The sequence below is a fragment of the Pontibacter sp. GD7 genome (genome assembly GCF_058216375.1).
Map to the genome: position 1 here is coordinate 142852 of NZ_JBYZMP010000008.1, position 18610 is coordinate 161461.

The 18610-nt window shown below is 45.1% G+C and carries 16 protein-coding genes and 1 pseudogene; 4 read left to right on the forward strand and 13 right to left on the reverse strand.

The features are described from left to right. Positions 1–10 precede the first annotated feature (10 nt). From AC4BAP_RS13775 to AC4BAP_RS13795, 5 genes are all read right to left on the reverse strand, one after another. The gene (locus tag AC4BAP_RS13775; protein ID WP_490583244.1) at positions 11–1198 is read right to left on the reverse strand and encodes an acetyl-CoA C-acyltransferase; all 1188 of its coding nucleotides are present in this window, start codon (positions 1196–1198) and stop codon (positions 11–13) included. Continuing rightward, positions 1195–2400 carry a thiolase family protein gene (locus AC4BAP_RS13780; protein ID WP_490583245.1) on the reverse strand — a complete coding sequence of 402 codons (1206 nt, stop codon included), beginning with the start codon at positions 2398–2400 and terminating at the stop codon, positions 1195–1197. The genes AC4BAP_RS13775 and AC4BAP_RS13780 overlap by 4 nt, the downstream gene beginning before the upstream one ends. An 802-nt stretch (positions 2401–3202) precedes the next feature. Next, positions 3203–3511 carry a class I SAM-dependent methyltransferase gene (locus AC4BAP_RS13785; RefSeq protein WP_490583277.1) on the reverse strand — a complete coding sequence of 103 codons (309 nt, stop codon included), beginning with the start codon at positions 3509–3511 and terminating at the stop codon, positions 3203–3205. 187 nt (positions 3512–3698) lie between these two features. Continuing rightward, the gene (locus AC4BAP_RS13790) at positions 3699–4370 is read right to left on the reverse strand and encodes an SDR family NAD(P)-dependent oxidoreductase (RefSeq protein WP_490583246.1); all 672 of its coding nucleotides are present in this window, start codon (positions 4368–4370) and stop codon (positions 3699–3701) included. A gap of 321 nt (positions 4371–4691) precedes the next feature. Beyond that, positions 4692–4838, reverse strand: a complete 147-nt coding sequence (locus AC4BAP_RS13795) for a DoxX family membrane protein (protein ID WP_490583247.1) — start codon at positions 4836–4838, stop codon at positions 4692–4694. A 435-nt stretch (positions 4839–5273) separates the two neighbouring features. On the opposite strand from AC4BAP_RS13795, the gene AC4BAP_RS13800 reads away from it, so the two are divergent. Beyond that, complete coding sequence (locus tag AC4BAP_RS13800) at positions 5274–5522, forward strand: hypothetical protein (RefSeq protein ID WP_490583248.1); 249 nt, start codon at positions 5274–5276, stop codon at positions 5520–5522. A 403-nt stretch (positions 5523–5925) separates the two neighbouring features. Here the strand turns inward: AC4BAP_RS13800 and AC4BAP_RS13805 are convergent, their stop codons facing one another. Then, entirely contained in the window at positions 5926–6543 is a 618-nt protein-coding gene (locus tag AC4BAP_RS13805) for a Crp/Fnr family transcriptional regulator (RefSeq protein WP_490583249.1), read from the reverse strand. 260 nt (positions 6544–6803) lie between these two features. Continuing rightward, positions 6804–7478 carry a hypothetical protein gene (locus AC4BAP_RS13810; RefSeq protein WP_490583250.1) on the reverse strand — a complete coding sequence of 225 codons (675 nt, stop codon included), beginning with the start codon at positions 7476–7478 and terminating at the stop codon, positions 6804–6806. 230 nt (positions 7479–7708) lie between these two features. Here AC4BAP_RS13810 and AC4BAP_RS13815 point away from each other — a divergent pair. Further along, positions 7709–8152: pseudogene (locus AC4BAP_RS13815) on the forward strand (transposase); the annotation flags it as partial. Between the two features lie 220 nt (positions 8153–8372). Here the strand turns inward: AC4BAP_RS13815 and AC4BAP_RS13820 are convergent. Together AC4BAP_RS13820 and AC4BAP_RS13825 are read right to left on the reverse strand one after the other, a co-directional pair. Beyond that, positions 8373–9287 (reverse strand): phosphate/phosphite/phosphonate ABC transporter substrate-binding protein, encoded by a 915-nt coding sequence (locus AC4BAP_RS13820; RefSeq protein WP_490583278.1) that lies wholly within the window; start codon positions 9285–9287, stop codon positions 8373–8375. Between the two features lie 975 nt (positions 9288–10262). Further along, positions 10263–10424: a hypothetical protein gene (locus AC4BAP_RS13825; protein WP_490583251.1), complete on the reverse strand. Its 162-nt coding sequence runs from the start codon at positions 10422–10424 to the stop codon at positions 10263–10265. Between the two features lie 511 nt (positions 10425–10935). Between AC4BAP_RS13825 and AC4BAP_RS13830 the strand changes: the two genes are divergently transcribed. Further along, positions 10936–12048 carry a helix-turn-helix domain-containing protein gene (locus tag AC4BAP_RS13830; RefSeq protein ID WP_490583252.1) on the forward strand — a complete coding sequence of 371 codons (1113 nt, stop codon included), beginning with the start codon at positions 10936–10938 and terminating at the stop codon, positions 12046–12048. 75 nt (positions 12049–12123) lie between these two features. Beyond that, positions 12124–13881 carry an alpha/beta hydrolase gene (locus AC4BAP_RS13835; RefSeq protein ID WP_490583253.1) on the forward strand — a complete coding sequence of 586 codons (1758 nt, stop codon included), beginning with the start codon at positions 12124–12126 and terminating at the stop codon, positions 13879–13881. A gap of 367 nt (positions 13882–14248) precedes the next feature. Here the strand turns inward: AC4BAP_RS13835 and AC4BAP_RS13840 are convergent, their stop codons facing one another. The 4 genes from AC4BAP_RS13840 to AC4BAP_RS13855 all read right to left on the reverse strand — a co-directional run bounded on the left by AC4BAP_RS13840 (position 14249) and on the right by AC4BAP_RS13855 (position 18508). Further along, on the reverse strand, positions 14249–14743 hold the full coding sequence (locus tag AC4BAP_RS13840) for a hypothetical protein (RefSeq protein ID WP_490583254.1): 495 nt from the start codon (positions 14741–14743) through the stop codon (positions 14249–14251). 241 nt (positions 14744–14984) lie between these two features. Further along, a complete protein-coding gene (locus tag AC4BAP_RS13845) occupies positions 14985–16367 on the reverse strand; it encodes an ABC transporter permease (protein ID WP_490583255.1) in 1383 nt (460 codons plus the stop codon). Between the two features lie 3 nt (positions 16368–16370). After that, on the reverse strand, positions 16371–17795 hold the full coding sequence (locus AC4BAP_RS13850; protein ID WP_490583256.1) for an ABC transporter permease: 1425 nt from the start codon (positions 17793–17795) through the stop codon (positions 16371–16373). A gap of 2 nt (positions 17796–17797) precedes the next feature. Then, positions 17798–18508, reverse strand: coding sequence for an ABC transporter ATP-binding protein (locus AC4BAP_RS13855; protein WP_490583257.1), 711 nt, complete (start codon positions 18506–18508; stop codon positions 17798–17800). Positions 18509–18610 lie beyond the last annotated feature (102 nt).

Sequence of the window (18610 nt, forward strand, 5' to 3'; positions counted from 1 at the left end):
TTCATTCAATTCAAGCTTGTAAGTTTCTTACCAGAAGGGCCGTGCTACCGCCCCCGCCATTGCAGATGGCGGCAATACCCAGCTCGCCTTTCAGCTGTTTTAGAACATTAATTAGCGTAACCACGATGCGTGCACCAGATGCGCCGATAGGGTGTCCCAAGGCAACCGCTCCGCCGAATGGGTTTATCTTTTGAAGGGGAATGCCCAGTAGCTTTGCATTGGCTAAAATGACACTGGCATATGCCTCATTGATTTCAAAGTAGGAGATGTCTGCTACGGTAAGGTTGTTCCTTTTCAGTAGCTTCTCAATAGCCATTGCTGGGGAAGTACAGAACTCTTCTGGGGCCTGGGAGGCATCCTCAAAGTCTAATATCTCTACCATTGGCTTCGCTTTAAAATCATCCAGATTCTCCTCTGCTGCCAATAGTAGGACGGCGGCGCCATCGTTAAGGTTGGATGCATTAGCTGCAGTAATGGTGCCGCCTTGCTCAAAAACTGGTTTAAGCATTGGTATTCTGTCAAATTTAACCTTATAAATATCCTCATCATGATTTAGTACAATGGCTTCTCCTTTTGCATCCGTAACTTCTATGGGTGTTATTTCAGCCTTAAAGATTCCAGTCTCCGTAGCTGAAATGGCCTTTCTATAAGAGGCTATTGTGTATGTATCCTGCGCCTCTCTGGAAATATGGTGAAGGCGTACATTGTGCTCTGCTGCATTTCCCATATGGTAATCGTGATAGACATCCCAGAGCCCATCCTTGAGCAAGCCGTCAACCATAACGGGATGGCCCAGCTTATGGCCGATAAAGCGATTCTGCGGCAGGTAGAAAGGAACATTAGACATGCTCTCCATTCCACCGGCAATCACGACAGAGGCTTTACCCGCCATAATGGACATGGCACCAACAGTGATAGCTTTAATGCCTGAAGAACATACTTTATTGATGGTGGTCGCATCAGTTTCTACCGGCAGACCTCCTGCCAAAGCTGCCTGCCGTGCAGGCGCCTGCCCTAGATTCGCAGACAACACGTTACCCATATAGGCATGTTGAACTATCTCTGGCAAGATACCAGCCTTTTGTAAAACAGCTTTAATGACTAAACCTCCCAGATCGGTAGCTGTTAAGCCAGCCAGTTTTCCGCCAAAAGCTCCGACAGGAGTACGCAAGGCTTCTATAACAAATGCTTTTTTCATAGTCGTAGATTTTCAATTATTAGTGAGATGCCCTGCCCTACACCAATGCACATGGTGGCAAGGCCATATCGTTTCTTTTGCACTGCCAACTCGTATGCCAAGGCACCCGTTATTCTTGTACCAGAGCAACCCAATGGGTGTCCGATAGCTAAAGCACCGCCGTTCACATTCACTTTTGTGGGGTCAATCTCTAACTCCCTTATGCAAACTAGTGCCTGCGCAGCAAAAGCTTCATTTATTTCTGTTAGATCCAGATCATTTACCCTTAGATGTGCCTGAGAAAGAGCCTTTAGAGAAGCTGGAATTGGCCCTGTACCCATAAGATTTGGATGGACACCGGACAATGCAAAAGATACTATTCTTGCCAAAGGTTGTAGTTGTAGTTGCTTTACTATGCTTCCAGAGGCAAGCAACAGCGTACAAGCGCCATCATTTAGTCCAGAAGAGTTGCCTGCTGTGACCGTGCCCATGTTATGAAATACCGGTTTCAACACAGCTAATTTTTCAATGCTTGTATCTTGTCTGGGCGCTTCATCATTTATCACGATCTCTGAGATCTGAGCTCTGGACTTAACTTCTATTGGAATGATCTGCGACTTATACTTTCCGGCCGCTAATGCCTGGAAATATCTTTGATGTGACTGCAACGCAAATGCATCCTGCTCTTCTCTGGTGACTTTATATTTTTCAGCAATTAATTCCGCTGTTTCGCCCATCTGAAGAGCTTCATAGCTCTTCAGGAACTTTGGGTTCACAAAGCGCCAGCCGAAAGTGGTGTCCGCCACTGTTGCAGTTCTTTGGTAAGGCGTCTCTGGTTTTGAGAGCACAAGAGGTGCTCTTGTCATACTTTCTACCCCTCCGCAGATGATTAAGTCTCCATAACCGCTGCCAATCCTCAGGAAGCCATCTACTATGGCCTGCATCCCTGATCCGCAAAGCCTGTTAACAGTTACACCCGGCACAGAATCGGGTAAACCGGCCATGAGCGCTGAAAGTCGCGCTATGTTTCGATTGTCTTCCCCGGCCTGATTGGCGCATCCTATTATCACATCATCAATAAGATACTGGGGAACTTCAGGATAACGCTTCAGCAAGCCATAAATACTGGCTGTTAGTAAATCATCTGGTCTGCTGGAAGCAAGCTTACCTCCATACTTGCCGATGGGAGTCCTGACAGCATCGATTAGATAAACATCTTTCATTTTATACCTATCAGTATATTCTATTGGTAAAAAATTAATCTCATAAAAAGATCAGTTAATTAATGCAGCTTAGAGCTTTGTTAATGAACATCAGAAAACATCGTAACAGACTCTGGTATTAAAACTTACCATCTTATTATAATACTAACTAACACCTTCTGCAACTTGAATGAAAGTATTCACTATTTAGGCACAAAATAATACCGTTCGGTATAATTATCAAATACATTTTAGTTTTGTTTAGTAAGGGTTAATAAATCAAGTAGTTGATTAAGTTAAATAATTCTGTTGAAGCTGGAATAACCATTTAAAATTAAACACATACAAGATTTACAGCAGAATTCCCTTATGCGTAATTTAATAGGAGTACCCAGCGTATCTTTAAAAGTATTAATAAGTTGAAACACAATAACATTACCGAATCAAACAATTATGACCTATTAGAATCAATTTTAGTGTGTACATAAATAATTTATTAGGTTTTGACTGTGATAATGTAAGTCCTATCTTATCTTGTTTGACTCACCTATATCCTGTAGCCTGAATATAATCTCTGATTTCTTCTATAGTGATTCGCACTTTGTCATAGGAACTTACTTTTAAATCCCAACCTGTATCCGTTTTCTCTTGTAGTAAATCTGTTATTCTCACATGTTTTCTGTACTAGACTCCAGAAAACATGTGAGAATCTTGGTTTCGTCGTTCTTATCAGGAATAAACCTGAAGTCGTTGGTCACTCAGTGCTGTTGTCATGGAAAGAAAGAATTGCTTTGCTGACTGTCTGTAGTGTAGTTGCAATGTCCTATATCAGAATTTGTACTTCTATTTTATCTTTTAGAAGGATAAGCGTATCTCTACAGCCAGTAATGAGCTCTAGTCCCCTAGCGGTATACTGGTTAACGTTTCTGATGTCGTCTTTTATTATTTCAATAAATAGCTGATCGGCATTAACTTTAAGTTCCTCCAAGAGCTGATTGTTGAAATCAATTACAGTAACATTAAACCCGAATATTGCTAGAGGAACACTTTGTAGCCCATGTCCAGCTCCGAGATAAATCGCATTTTTCGTTAATAATGAGAAGATAGAATGATCTTCCAGAAACAGTGAAATATACGTTGCAAGGTTTCGAAGTCACCAGTCATCTAAGAATAGAAGTTACCAGGGTGTCTGTCATAGTAATCATTAATTGTCATAGATATATTCAGTTGGATTTCTACATTTCCAAAAAATGCAAGGGGGAATAAGAGGAAGCATAATTGTGAATCTGAAGAGTGATTCAATCTTGAACTTGCTCCAGTTACCATTCAATTTCAGCCTTTTCAGGTGCGTTCCAGTAAATGCCTGTTTTGAAACTACTCTCTATCATTGCCAAAATACTGGCAGCTGATTCTTCCTGAGAAAGCGGTGCATTCTTATTAGCTGCCGTTAATTTTGTTCTCACCCAACCTGGATGCACGGTTGCCACAGTGTGTTTGCCCCGCAGTCTATTAGCCAAAATCTTTGAATACATATTCAGTGCAGCTTTGGACATTCTGTACGCCACGGAATCAGCATCCGTACATACTGCCAAGGAACCCATCTTAGAAGAAATATTTATAATACTAGCCTCTTCATTTAAGCAGGCTAGTATTTCCTCCGTGAAGAAAACGGTTCCGGTAACATTAGTCTCAAATGTTTCACGAAATGATTTTTCATCCGGTAGCAACGTATCTAAATCCGGCCCGATTGCAGCATTATTCAGCAAGATGTCAATCTTGGTCCCCTTATTATAAAGATACTCACCTACATGCCTAATGCTAGCCATGTCAGCTAAATTCAGTGGTAGCATCTCAAGGTTTGTATGAATGAGCCCTGCAGCTTCTCCTGTCCTACTAGTGCCGAATACGCGGTACCCCTTTTCCAGTAAAAGGTTTGCAAGGGCAAATCCTATCCCTCTGCTAATTCCAGTAATTAAAACTGTTTTGTTCATAATATTTTTGATTATTTTAATTTTGAAAATTGGTGTTAAGGCTGATCATTTAATTCTCTCCCGAGAGGAATTACTGTTGAATGAGCCAGCACAAATTAATTACACTACATTAGCAATTCAAGTATATGTGGAACGTCCCACGTCTGTCTAAAAGACGTTCGGATGCCTTTCAAGTAAAGTTGATTGTTTATCGGCTACTCCATAGCAACTCTCGTTGCCAAAGAGCCAAGAATCGAACGTTTATTTGCCGGCACCAATAGACGCCAGTGAGGTTGCCATACCAGTCCATGAAAAAGCCATAATCTAAGTGGGCCGTAAAGATCATGCCCAGAAAAGCGGTATCATGCTTAGCGCCAAGAGCCTGGCCGCAAAACCCGCCAACAAGAGCAAAGACCCGAAGAACTGCAATAATATGACCAGCAGGACTATGATCCAGTGAAGACCTGCTTTTTGGATAAGGTAGTCCATGGTTCCTTCGAATCAGTAGTCCCCGAACCAGCCTAGTAATGAATGGCAGCCGGTTAGTAAATGACAACAAATAAGGTTAATAGAAGCAATAGTCCTGAAATATGAGCTTCAGGCTTTAAAATGGTCATTAGTTTTTTCATAAGCTTTCATATTTGTTATGACGACAAATATGAAAGCTTATGAGCGCACAAAAAATGAACTGGATTAAGAATTCGCATCTCACGGCAAGGCACCTACTTATTTTCAGAACCTAGTTCTAATTCCTAGGCTACTATTGCTATACCTCAGCAAAGCTATTTCCCCACCCTTCTTTCTTATTGAACTGGTTTATATTCTAAACCCCTGCGCACGCACATCTTTGTAAATGTAAAATCTAGTGCATCTCCATTACGCTCAGGCGCAGGCGGCAGAATCACGAAAGCAAACAAAAAGCATATGAAAAAATTAATAGCAATAGCAGGATTGTGCCTGAACGCCCATTTGGCTTCCGCGCAAAACATACCTGCGGAGGTCATGGCGGGCACGCGCTACGCCTACTATCAGCATGGCATCAGTAGACAGCTAGATACAACTTACAATATTGGCTGGGTACATGTATCCAGCATGTTAGTAAGCTATGATTATCGGGGGTTTCATGGTTATGAGCAACCTGTCAGAAGCGTGCCCCATGAACTGATTAGCTAGTTTTACCTAATTAAAACTTTATCCAAATCCTTTAATATTCAGCTGTGCGCATTTTATACAAAAGCCTCTGATGTCAAGGGTTCAATTGCTCTTCAGTTTCTGACACGGTGAGAGGGCTAGACCTTACTCATCAAGCCTAGAGTAAACGTATCTTAATTGAACGGATTTCAGGGATTCGCCCTGTTTGTATACAGGTCTAAATTTAGTAAGCTCCTCCATATAACTCTAGGGTCCAGGCGATTTCTAGTTTTAGCCGCAGTGCCCACCAAAGAAGTAGCCAACAGATCCGCCTTGATTTGGAAGGGCGAAGGGTGCAGTACGGTCTAGCTCTTATGCAAGACCAGTTCGGTCCTTCCCCAGAAATATTGCCAGACATAGGCCTGTTTATCAGAACAGAACTGCACTAAAGATCCCGGTGTGCCTTCCGCTCACTGAGCACAATGCGCTTTTTTATTTTGCTTAAGAACTCAGCGGACATGCCCAAATATGAAGCAATATGCTTCTGTGAGATCTTATGGTCCATTTCAGGATATTTTGCCCGAAAGTCCAGATACCGTTGCTCGGCATCCTGACTGAGGTTTGACAGCACCCTTTTCTGAAAGGAAGCATAGGACTTCTGAATCAGTAGCCTAAAGAACCTTTCCATCTTAGGTACCCTTTCATACAGTTGCTGTAAGTGCTCGTGCGAGAAAGCCAGTACATGCGTGTTTTCTAAAGCCTCCACATACAACTCGCTAGGCTGCTGACTTATGAAACTGACATAATCACTCACCCACCAATTGCTTAAACCTAATTGAAGGTTATGCTCATGCCCATTGTTGTCTACATAGAATTCCCTAGCACTACCGCTTACTATGAAATTGGTAAACTTTTCTACTTCCCCCAAAAGACTGATAAACTGCCCCCTTTGAAACGTGCGTGGAGTAACCTGCTGTAAAACAAGCAACTCTTCTTCGCCTGAAAGATCAATGTAGCGCTTAAAATTCAACAAGAGTGCATCTGTATTTATACTTGGTTTCATAGTCGAGCTACTTTTGCTAATTCAAATACATAAATATGATAATATTCTGCGAAAAAAACGAATATTATCTTCTGGTTTTGAGATCTCTAACACTACCCTTTCCCAAAAGAATTATATGCGTAATTACAGCACGCCACAAGGAGTGACGACCTGCAACAGACGGGGATGTAAAACGTTTCCACGACCACTAGTTAGGAAACTCTTTTCACCTGCCAGATGCAGACTATTCTGGCCATGAGGACCCCAAAATAGCACCATCCTTAGCATGCCTTTTCGCCAGTATCTTTCTTATCTGAATATTTTACTATCAATTCCTGCAAAACACGTTTATCCTGTACATAGGCTAATACCTTTTCCATTAATATGTTTTCCACAATCAATTGTTTTCGGAATCTATTGTTGTGATAAACGACCAAAAGATATATAAACCACAAAATAGGGATCAGTGAAAAAAGAACTACCAGTAATGAAGGGTTACTCTTTTTAAGAATAAATCCAGAATAAGTCACAAACAATATGAAGATGTGAAACCAATAGATGATTTGATAAAAGCCGCCTCTTTTCGGAAGAAGACTATTGTCTATCTCACTCTTCACCAACCATTTTACACGTTTCCGACCCAATTTATGTGTCAGTTCCCTATAATGAAGCATCAGGTTCTCCCAACCGATGTAAGGGCGATGATCTCTTTCAATAACTATAAGTATATAGGAGGTGATCCTGATTGCACTCAACAGCCTGTTTGCCGTAAAAAGGAGGTTGAAACACAGAATGAAGGTTATGAACGCGGGTATATAAGGGAAATAATCAACGGCCCCAAAATTGATCGCAGCCAAACTTACCGTCACGATTAGGACCGGACGCTCGAAAATATATCTTTTGTCATTATCTGCTTCTATGCGCAGGTTTTCATATTCTAGACTATAGTAATCCATATGATTCCTTCCCTAACTATTAGTACGAAATTGCACAAAGGAAAGCGTGCAGATGCAATAAAACTATCCGTTTCATACCAATACGTTAGCGGCTTGACAAGAATACAATAAAGATAAAACGCCTAAATAACTCAAGTTGCGTAATACTTCACTCCGTTTAACAAAAAAAAATCTGTTCTGCCAGTGGCTTCTGTACGTTTTAAAGTTTGCAGACTTAACTCGTAACAGCCATGACAGAACAGACCATTACAATATACTGCTTTATCGACGATTTCTTCCGTGCCATCGGCAGAAAAGACGACGCCCACTGCAAAATCTCCGACGCAGAGCTCCTGACCACGGCACTGCTCTCGGCCCGCTTCTTCTACGGCAACCTTCACTCGGCCTACGGCTACATGCAGGCCCACCACGGGGTGAAGAAGATCGACAAGTCGGGCTTCGTGCGCCGCCTGCACGGCCTGCAGCCCCAGCTGCTTGCCCTGTTTGCCGCCCTGTCCCAGAGCCTCAAGGAGCTCAACACCTCCTCAAGTTACCTGATCGACTCCTTTCCCGTGGCCGTGTGCGACAACATCCGCATCGCCCGTTCCCATTTGCTCCAGGGGGAGGCCTACCGGGGCAAGTGCCAAAGCAAGCGGCGCTACTTCTACGGCTTCCGCGTCCAGGTCGTCACCACCATGATGCGCAGGTCTGGGCGAAGCGCAATCTGAGATTCACGCTCAGGGCCAGGCGACATAGGCATGGATCAGAAAATCGACTACATGCACAAATCAATCCCGTGGAGACTGGCTTTGTGTAGAAGCTGGAGCACTGCAAGTATAGCAGTGTGATAACATGTAGTGACTAAAGGTTTTATTGACGATTGGTGCGGCATAAAAAGATGACCTGCGACAAAATTCACAAATGCTGTTCCAGTACTTTCCTGAAATTCGATCTGCTACCGGAAAGGCCTATCACACTTTGGTAATACTGCTCTTGCACGGGCACAAACTGCTTGGCTTCCCAGGCTTCGGTCCAGGCGAGTTTTAGCTGCACAATGGCTTCCAGATTATTGCTTTGAGCCTGTAGTAGCACCTTCAGCAGCTTTTTCTGGTGGCGGGCAGGCATAGATGCTTTGCACACCACTGGCCCCTGCGGAATGTTCTCTGACCGCCACAGCAACGTTACATCTTCTCCTTTCAGCTTACCACTTGCCAACAGCTTTTCGTACTCACCGGTACCAAGCGCTGCCACATCGGAGGTGCCGTCTACTACTTCCTGCAGTGCAAGGGCATGACTGTTCAGGAATGACACCTCCTTCAGCTGCTGCTCCGGGTTAAGAATGCCCAGCGAGCCCAGGTACAACCTTGGAATCAAATTGCCAGAAGTGGAATGTCTGCCGGCAAACACCATCGTATACGCCTCTGGTTTTTCACGCAAGTCTTCTATGGAGCGAATGCCGGATTTTTTACTGGCAATCAAGCACGAGGTATAGCCATTGGCCACATCAGCCGGAACTTCCAAAGCCGCCAAGGGTACTATGGGAGTTACAGGATCCGTCTGCAGCAACAGATAGCCAAAGGTATTCATCACTGCGACGTCAGCCTCACCCTTCCGCATGCCAGCTACCAGTTCTCCTACTGTAGAGTAACTTTTCAGGTGTAGCTTTGCACCCAGAGCGTTGGCCATTGCTTGGGCGATAGGCTGAATATTACCTAACCGATCGTTGTCGCCATAGGGGTAGGTAGCCACCTCCAATTGCTTCTTTAGCTCCGGGTGAAAAACAAACGCATCAGCTGCCGATGCAGCTAGCAGATATAGCAGGGGAATCAGAAAAAGTGCTTATTCATAGTTAATTACGGAATAAAAATAGAGGATTTGTACAGTAGCAAATATAATAGAAAAAGCCATAACTGCTGTCAGCTCTGTACCAGAAACGTAGGAAAATGCAAAGCTTGCCTTGCGCTTTAACTATGTTTGTTCCTTTGCAACTGGAGTGGGTGAACCTACAGTTATTTTCTACGCTGGCTCGAACTTACAGCTTGTGCTTTTTCATTTCCACTCAGCGATACTTTCAGCATAAATAGCAGTATGATCTACAAGCTCGCACTTGCAGGTAAAACCAAGTACTTCTCCTTAACCGAACCTAACATTCCTACCCCTTGGAAACAGCGAAACCCCAGCTCCTTCAGGATTATCAACTTTGTCCACTTCCGGGAGCACGCATCCAATTGGCAGGCTGCTTATCCCCTAAGGCAAGAAGGTCCAGAAGCCTACCAAACCCACTGGCATTCGTACTGACTCAGCCATCTGGCTGTTTTTACGCTGCTTAGGTACGTGTGAAAGTTGGCCATACTTGTTGCGTTCATCGGCTGGATTAGGTAAGCATCCGCATGCTGCAATGCCCCCAATCGCGAGAAAGGGCCACAGATTAGAAAGGAACACCCACCACTCTGCTACGACTACGCCTATATGTTCCTTCCCGAGGAGAAGGTTCTGATCGTGAACTGGTAGCTTTAAATGAACAAATAGGCTCCTATCCTCAGATAATTTTCCACAGCAGCCAAATCCCTGTTGAAATGGTTCGATAATTCCACCCTTTGGTCTACCATAGTATAAAAGCCGCTTCACGTTAAATGGAGCGGCTTTTTGGTTCGATATTTTTAACCGAAGGGGAGACTTATCGAACTTTTCAGGAATCTGGCAGCAACAGCTCACAAACATAAGCTTCTGTCTACAACGAAACACTATAAGTATCAATTAAGATATTTTAGCACCTCAAAATGTACTAAAAAGTAGAGTCACTAATTAGTCTTCGCTTTTGGGCATCCTATCTGTTTCGCCTTCATTTGCAGATAAACTCCTTTTACCTTTTTTCGAAGCGATTTTAAGGGCCTCCTGATGCTCTTTCCTTTCCTTGAACTCTTTCTGGCGCTGCTTCTTTTGTTGGTCTCTTGCTCTAGTACTCATGCTCTAAGTTAATTTCCTTCCAATTCTAATCCCTATAATAACCTTATTTATACGCTTCGACAAAAAGAAATTACATGCTGCATAAGGGATAGTAAAATGGAGTTTCTTAATTGGGATGTAGGTAACCCAAAACTTATGATGAGGAAATACCTAATTCAATAAGTTATTCTTCAGTTATGGTTATACTGGCTTCTAAAGCTGCCAAATCCCTGTGGAAATGGTTCGATACTTCCATCCTTCGGTCTACACAGTTAAAAAGCAGCTCCATTTAATGTGGAGCTGCTTTTTTGGTTCGCTAATTCTTCCCCTCCGGTTCACTCCCACCTCTGCCTTAGTCAAACTTCTGCACTAAGCTGTATAACGTAAGGTATTCAAAGCTGCACCGCATTACAGCCAGGAGCCTGCATATCAAACAGAAAAGTGGTATCTTGGGATCTAGAACGATTTTCCATGGTCAGGTCTGAATCAGGTGCTTAGCCTTAGCCTGCCGACTTCAAACCTTTCGTGCTTCATGCAGTTTTCCTTTAATATCTTCCTGATTGTTTTTTCACTTGGCGCTGCCCAGGCGTTGGTGCTGAGCCTCCTGATTCTGCTTAGACGTCCACAGAAAATACACAGCTACTACCTCGGCTTTTTGCTGCTCATCTTCTCGCTGGGCAGCCTCAAAATCATTCTACAGGAGATCCAACCTGGCTTTCTGGATGACTTCCGTTTTCCCTTGGCCTACCAGTTTGCCTCCGGCCCTTTGCTCTATCTTTTCGTAAAAAATCTGCTTTATAAAGAAACGCAGCCGCTTAGCAAGGTCGCGCCTCACTTTATACCCGTGCTGCTGATAGACGTGGCGTACCGCTCGGGCTTCCATTGGTTTGGCTTCGGGAATAGTGACAGCACTATCCAGATTATCAACTTCTCAACCAACATCGCCGCGACTGTTAGCTATGTGATCTACGCCTTGCTTGCGCTGAGGGTATGGTACAGTTACAGGGCAAACACAGCCAGAAAGCTGACCGTTTCCACGCAACGCGCCCTGTTCTGGTCAAAGGCGATGATCCTAGTGGATGCCGCTTCCACAGGGACAACTGTTGCTTACATCCTTCTCACCCTGTACAATGGCGGGTTTGAAATAGGGCCGATCAAAACATACTATATCCCTTATGTGGCCCTGACGCTGTACGTGTACTTCCTGTGCTACATGTGCTATCTGCTCCCTGAAATAGAGATCCTTTCTCCAGTACTTAAGGAGCAAGGCACGAACTTCTCTACTCACGCTCATGTCAAGACAACTGAGCTTATCCGGCAGGGGCTTGAGCGGGAGTCCTTGTTCACCGACCCGGAGATAAGTTTGCAGAAGCTATCCTCTACTCTGCAGATACCTGCCCGGGATTTATCTGCGGCGATAAACCAGGGCTTGGGCCAAAACTTCAATGACCTCATCAACTCATACCGGGTAGCGTATTTCAAGGAACTGTTGATGCGCGAGGAAAACACGAGCTACTCCATTGAGGGTTTGGCGTATGAGGCAGGCTTCAAGTCTAAGGCCTCCTTTTATAGGGCCTTCAAGAAGGAAACAGGAAAGACCCCGCTACAGTACCAGCGGGAAAGAGAGAAAAAGCCGGTTGAATAGGTCTCAGATACTGTATTTGAGACGTTGAGACCATTTTTATTCTTCATTTTTGCCTCAGATCAAACCTATTCCACTATGAGTAAACTAAAAAACGGGCTAAGCTTCATTCTAGCAATAATTATACAGTTTGGGGCAGTTGCCTTACCGCTAAGGCACGCTGACCAGACCATAAAAATTACTGTAGCAATCAAAAACAACTCTTCAGATTCTATACATTTAGGAACATTCCCTGGCGCAGTTGACAAAGCCGGACAGGTTAGATTTGAGATACCTCTGGAGACTGCCAGATATGTAAAATTAAAGGTAAAGGACACAGAAATCTTATTGTTTGCTGAACCCCGAAAAGACATTTTTATTTCCTTTGATGAAAGAAATATTGACGGCTCCATACAGTTCAAAGGAAAGAATGCCGCAGTTAATGCGTTCCTGTATAAGCAGCGTGATATCAGTCAAAGCTTCAACCAGTACTTCAACAGCCAAATCAATACTTATCTTTCGAAACTACCGGAGAAGCAATTCGTCGCTAAAATGGATTCGCTGCAGGAAGGCTTCTTAGCCCCGTTGGATAAATTGTTAAAGGACCGGCCAAACGTAAGCAAGACCTTCTTAAGAGAGTACAGAACAGACATTAAGCTAACCTTCCTGTCCTTCCTGGCTGATTACCCGCTCATACACCAAAAGAACACAGGCAAAACTGTAGAGCTCAGTCAAAGTTCTCAGGACCGGCTAGATGCCGTTAACCTTAACGACCCTTCATTACATAAGTATGATGGATTTAAGGGTTTACTCAAAAATTACCTCTACACAGAGATCGGTAAGGAACTGACAAATAAGAACTATGTAGAAAGCGACAACCAAAGGCTGGACGCAGGGTTCACCGTCATCAGGAGGGCCTTCACCAACCAGGAAGTATACGATAAGGTACTCCACGGCTTTCTCCTGAACCACATCGAGAACCTCGGTGTCAAGAACATTGAAGACAACGTAGCTGATTTCAACGAGCTGTGCCAGAACAACTCCTTCAAAGAAGAGATAAACACCCTATATCAAGAGGCTCTCAAAAAACGGCAAGGCCACCTGATCAGGACCTATAAAGAAGTGGACGGCTATAAGCTGGATGCGCACATTTTCCTGCCTGACTCGCTGGAAAAGGATAAAAAAAACCCAGTCATAGCTATGTTCCATGGGGGCAGCTTTTATGAGGGAAAACCAGACTGGTTCTTCTCTACCTGCGAACTGTATGCGAAGCTGGGCTGGGTGGCCGTGGCTGTGGAATACAGAGTGGCCAACAGGCACGGCAACCTGCTGCCGGACGCCATCGCTGACGGCAAGTCCCTTGTGCGGTACCTAAGAGCAAACGCTGAGGAACTCCACATCGACACCTCAAAGGTCATGGCAACGGGCAACTCCGCAGGAGCCACTATCGCCCTGGCGCTGGCAACACTCGACGGCAGGCTGGATGAGCCGACCGAGAGCAAACGTATCAGCTCCCGGCCCAACGCCGTCATGGCTAACGCCGCGCTGGCTGACCTGACCGGAAGTGGACACAATTGGTGGCACAGGCACTACAGCGCCGAGTTCATTGAGGCTGTTTCACCGCTGCACCAGGTAAGAGAAGGCCTCCCTCCCATGCTGCTCGTTCACGGAAGCAAGGACAACGCCGTAGACATCAGCTCCGTCCGGCAGTTTGCCGAGGAGGCAAACGAGCTGGGCAGCCAGGTAGCGTTTTATGAGCTGCAAGGAGCCCCGCACATGATCTGGCGCATACCTTACTTCTCCCGTCAGGTGGAAAAACACAGGCAGGAGTTCATTGAGAAGCTAGGCTGGAAATGAGCCAATGAACGCTGGAGTTTCTAAATTATGACAAAGTCGACTAAGCATAAACTCCTCCAGAAGGGCCAAATCAATGTGGAAAAGATTCGATAATTCCATCCTACGGGCTACAATACAAACATTAAAAAACCGCTTATTTCGATAAATAAGAGGTTTTTTAATTTCCAGAGTAACAGAAAGGATTCTTTGAACTGTTATACGCTACTTTTTCCTTAAACTTCCTGCTTCCATGTTTAGTACTTTCCAAGGAAGACAAGAAGTAATCGGCACATCTACCCTGAAACAAACACGTTTCACTTTACCACTGGCCTCTTCTGATTGCTCAAGGTTCATGTAACTGTGATCATCCGCATGTATGCCTGATGCATCAATTACTGCGCCTTGCATCAACCATACGTTGATGCTCTTGCTTCATTTGCTCGTGCTCCTGCATCATCTTGTCGTGCTCGCTCTTCATGCGCTCATGCTCTTCTTTCATCTGTGCGAACTGACTCTGCTGTTGCTCCTGAGTAAGATTTGATTGTTCCGGATTATCGATAAAGGAGCCATGCTTTTCTATGATACTGCCGTGCTCTTTCAAGATGGCAGCATGTTTATCAATCATCTGCTGGTGTTGTTGTTTAATGCTGTCAAGAGCCTGCTGGTTCTCATTCTGAAAAAGACCCGCGTTTTCGGTTAGCCACTGCTGATGCTCTTCTTCCATCTGACTGTGGGTGTTTTCCATTTCCTCGTGAATCTGCTCCATTTGCTGGTGCTCTTTACGAAGGGACTGTAACTCAGTTTCATCTATCGCATTTTGCTCTGATGAATTGCAGCTGTATAATAAGCTGACAAAAAAGAGGAAGTAGATTTTCAGTTTCATAAGCTCTTCTATGTTTTTTTAATTGGGAACGTGAGGGCAATAGAAAAGTTATACTTAACACTTTAAGCAATAGCAGCCTGCAGCAGGAGCACTTTCAAAAAGATGTACCTATACTTAGGGTATAAAGGCTGCGCTTACAATCAAGAATCAGTTAGTTTAATTTTATACTAATAAAAAGACCTGCCATAACATGACAGGTCTTTCCAATGTCTAACTTAAAATTGTTCGGGTAAAATATTTTTTACTTCACACTAGCCTTCACATTCCTGAACAGTAGTATTCCCACTACAAATACCAGCAACACACTCAGCAATAGCTTATACAAACCTGTGTATACTGTAGTATAATCAGGCAAACTGACGAAGCTGTGCTTTGGCTCTTTGGCATAATCTGCATTGGTAAAGTTCACCTGCTTAAACAGGAACGGGTAGTAAAACTCCCTGAGTGAATCGTGATGCTGGGTGGCACTTTGTAAGAAGCCCACATAAGACGGCAAATCAGATCCGGCCATGGCGTTGAAGATGGTCTGAACATTTACAGGCACTGACCACACATTCAGCTGCTCCACCAGCTGATGCCGCGCCTGCATCCCATGCTGGTAATCACGGGTAAGGTCTGCTACGGCCACATCCCCCAAATGATGAAATGCATAGTACCAGCGCCACACAAAACGTACTTTAATTTCTGTAGTGTCGGTGTATTGTGGGTAAAGGGCGAAGAACTTATCCATGGTTTCGCGCTTAGGTTTATCCCAGCCACCATGCACCACTTCCCGCTGCTTAATCGTAAGCTCCAGCGCCTGCGGCATAGGCTTCTTCACGGCTACATATACGTTCAATAAAGCAGGTATAATAATGGTCAGCATCAGCCATACACCCAGCAGCGTAACGGCATTAAATGCGGAGTTTTTCTGTAGGGCCGCTACTAAAAAGGCCACCCCAAACCAGAAAAGGCAGTACAGCACCACAACACCCAGCCACAGCACTACACGCGTATCCGGCATCACCTGCCCCCATACCATAGCCACAACTGATAACAGCAAGGCTAAGCCTAACACCAGCATCATCCGGAAGGTCAGCTTCGCGCTTACTATTAAAGGCAGAGTAATGGGCTGCGATAATAATAAAGGAAGTGTACCCTGCTCTTTTTCTGCAGATAGGATATTGAAACACAACCCGATGATAAGCAACGGGAACAAGTATACCAGCACAAAGGCCAGGTCGAAATTGCCCGACAGCACTTTCAGTGGGTTGATGTTCTCGGTATCGTAAAGCTGCGACTGCAGGTTGAGCAGACGGAGCTTGATGTAATACGGGTTCACGTCGCGTTGCCCCAAGGACAGGCTGGCCCAGGAATCAGGGTGGTTGATGGCGAAGGTAGAGTGGTAGTACCCAATGTCACCGGCGTCTGTACCCTCAGGGTATTTGGCTTTGAGTTCCTGAATGTTCTTCTTCGTAAGTACATCCAGAGCAGCGATGTTTTCCCGTTGCCGGTTTATTTCGGTAGTGCCATAGTATATACCATATAGACCTGCAAAAAGTGTAAGTAGGGTCAGGATCAACAGCCCTTTATCAGCTCTGAAATTGAGCCATTCATACTTTAACAGTATCCAGAATTTCTTCATCGCTTAAGCTACTTTAGTTTTTTCGATCAGCTTCATACCCACTGTACATACCAGTACCAGCCACATGAACAAGGAAATTAAAGACACTAAATGGTTGCCAAGGGCCCATCCGGCTGTGGGTGTTTCATACACAAAAGGCTGAAATTCCTTCCAGGTGTCGGAGCTCAGGCGCGTTTCCTTATCTCCATACTTTAATCGGGTGGACTGTATGTGAGTCAACCCTTGGGCTAGGTTATAACGGTACTGCTCTGCCTCATTCTGAAAATGCACATAGTGGTTAAAGTCGGCACCGGCCATACCCATAGACAAGTGACGCACAGATAGGTATGGATTTAAGAAGCCAGCATATTCTGAAATGCGGTTCTGCTTACGAAAAATTTCTATCAGCTTATTGAAGTGCTCCTGGTATACCTTTGTGCTGTGCTCCTCACCTACCGCCATGCGTATGCCATCGAAATTAACCGGCAGCTCTTCTACAGTGGCTACTTTATACTTCTCCAGCAGCTCTATTTTCAGCTTCTCCGTCCGTTCATCCTGTCCGCTGCTGTGCCCGTCTATACCTTTGGCTACCTCTTCGTGCACGTCTGCATCCATCTGCGCTTTGGTTGGAGTGGTATATAGTGTCGAGCCCAGGTTTGCGGAGGCTTTAGGTATGATGATGCAGCAGAGAATCCAGACACCCAGCAGGGTAACCAGTGCCGTGCTCGAGCGCAAATGCAGTGCCGATACCACCACAGACAGTACAATAAATATAAAGAAGTATGCCAGGTAAAAGCTGATAAACAGCAGTAACCTCAGTAGTATATCTCCACTTAAATCAAAACCGCCTTTGCCAAACAGCAGCACACTAGCCAGTACCAAAGCCGGCGTTACCACCAGCGCCACCACTTTACTGTAACCGGCAATCTTTGCCCAGGCCACCTGCCGCAACGACGTTCCCTGGCTTAGCAGGATTTTCAGTGTGCCTGTTTCCTTTTCCTGGGTAAAAGCCCCGAAGCAGAGGAAAATAATAAGCAACGGTATCAGCATTTGTAGCACGAAGGCTACCGTCATCTCACCAAAACGAATGAGCGAAGAGGATTGCTGGGCTTGACTGAAGTTGGCGCTGTTCTGCCTGTGCGCTTCCATGTACACAGAGGCACCGGTATAGGAGTCCATGCCGAAATCTAGAAAGCTGATGCTGGACTTTGGTCGGAAAGCATAGGAACCGTAGTGCGCCATGCGGTGCGGGTGTCGGGCTTCAGCGTTGGCAAACTGGTCGTTTACTGTCTGTTGTGCCGCCTCACGCTCCTCTTGCAAGGTGCTGTAGCTATGCAGGCCCACCACCGTAGCTGCCAGCAAAAGCAGCAGCACCATAGTGCTGAGCACAACAAAGCGGTTGTCGCGGAGGGTGCTGATGAATTCTTTCTGTGCTATACTTTTAACCATCGCTAAATGTGCATGTAGTTAAGGTATAGTTTCTCTAGTTCATTAGCGTTAAGCGCAGCAGTTGATAGCACATCCACCAGCTCACCTTCGCGCATGATGCCTACCCGTGTACCTACTTCCTTTGCCCGGAAAATGTCATGCGTTGCCATAAAAATAGCTGTACCCTGGTCACTCAGCTTCAGTAACAAATCAGAAAACTCGTTGCTGGCTTTAGGGTCGAGGCCGGAGGTAGGCTCATCGAGCAACAGTACCTTGGCATGCTTTGCTACTGCGATAGCGATACCAACTTTCTGGCGCATGCCTTTGGAGTAGCCCCCTACCCTGCGCTTAGCGGCTTCGGCTGGCAAGCCCGCCTGCAACAGGTAATCCATCAGCTCCTGCTCGTTATAGTTGTAGCCAGCAAGACTGCTGAAAAGTGCCAGGTTTTCCAGCCCCGTCAAGTTCGGGTATAGCATCACATTTTCTGGAATGTAGGCTAGAAACTCCTTCACCTTCGTGACGTTGGTAGCCACCTCCAGACCATTGATATAGGCGGCTCCTGAAGTTGGTTGTAAGAAACCCAGAAAGAGGTTAATAGTGGTGGACTTTCCGGCACCGTTCTGTCCTAGCAGACAGAAAATCTCGCCTGCCCCAATCTGTAGGTTTAAGTCGTGCAGCGCCAGTTTATCCTGGTACTGCTTGCAAAGCTTGCGGGCTTCTAAAACGTATTCCATTTCTTTGATGATTTTGGTTGAAGAATTTCAAGAGTAAACTGTCTGGCAGTCTCCGCTGGTGCGAGCTTGCAGCTCGTGCCTTGCATATTGATTCTTCCAATG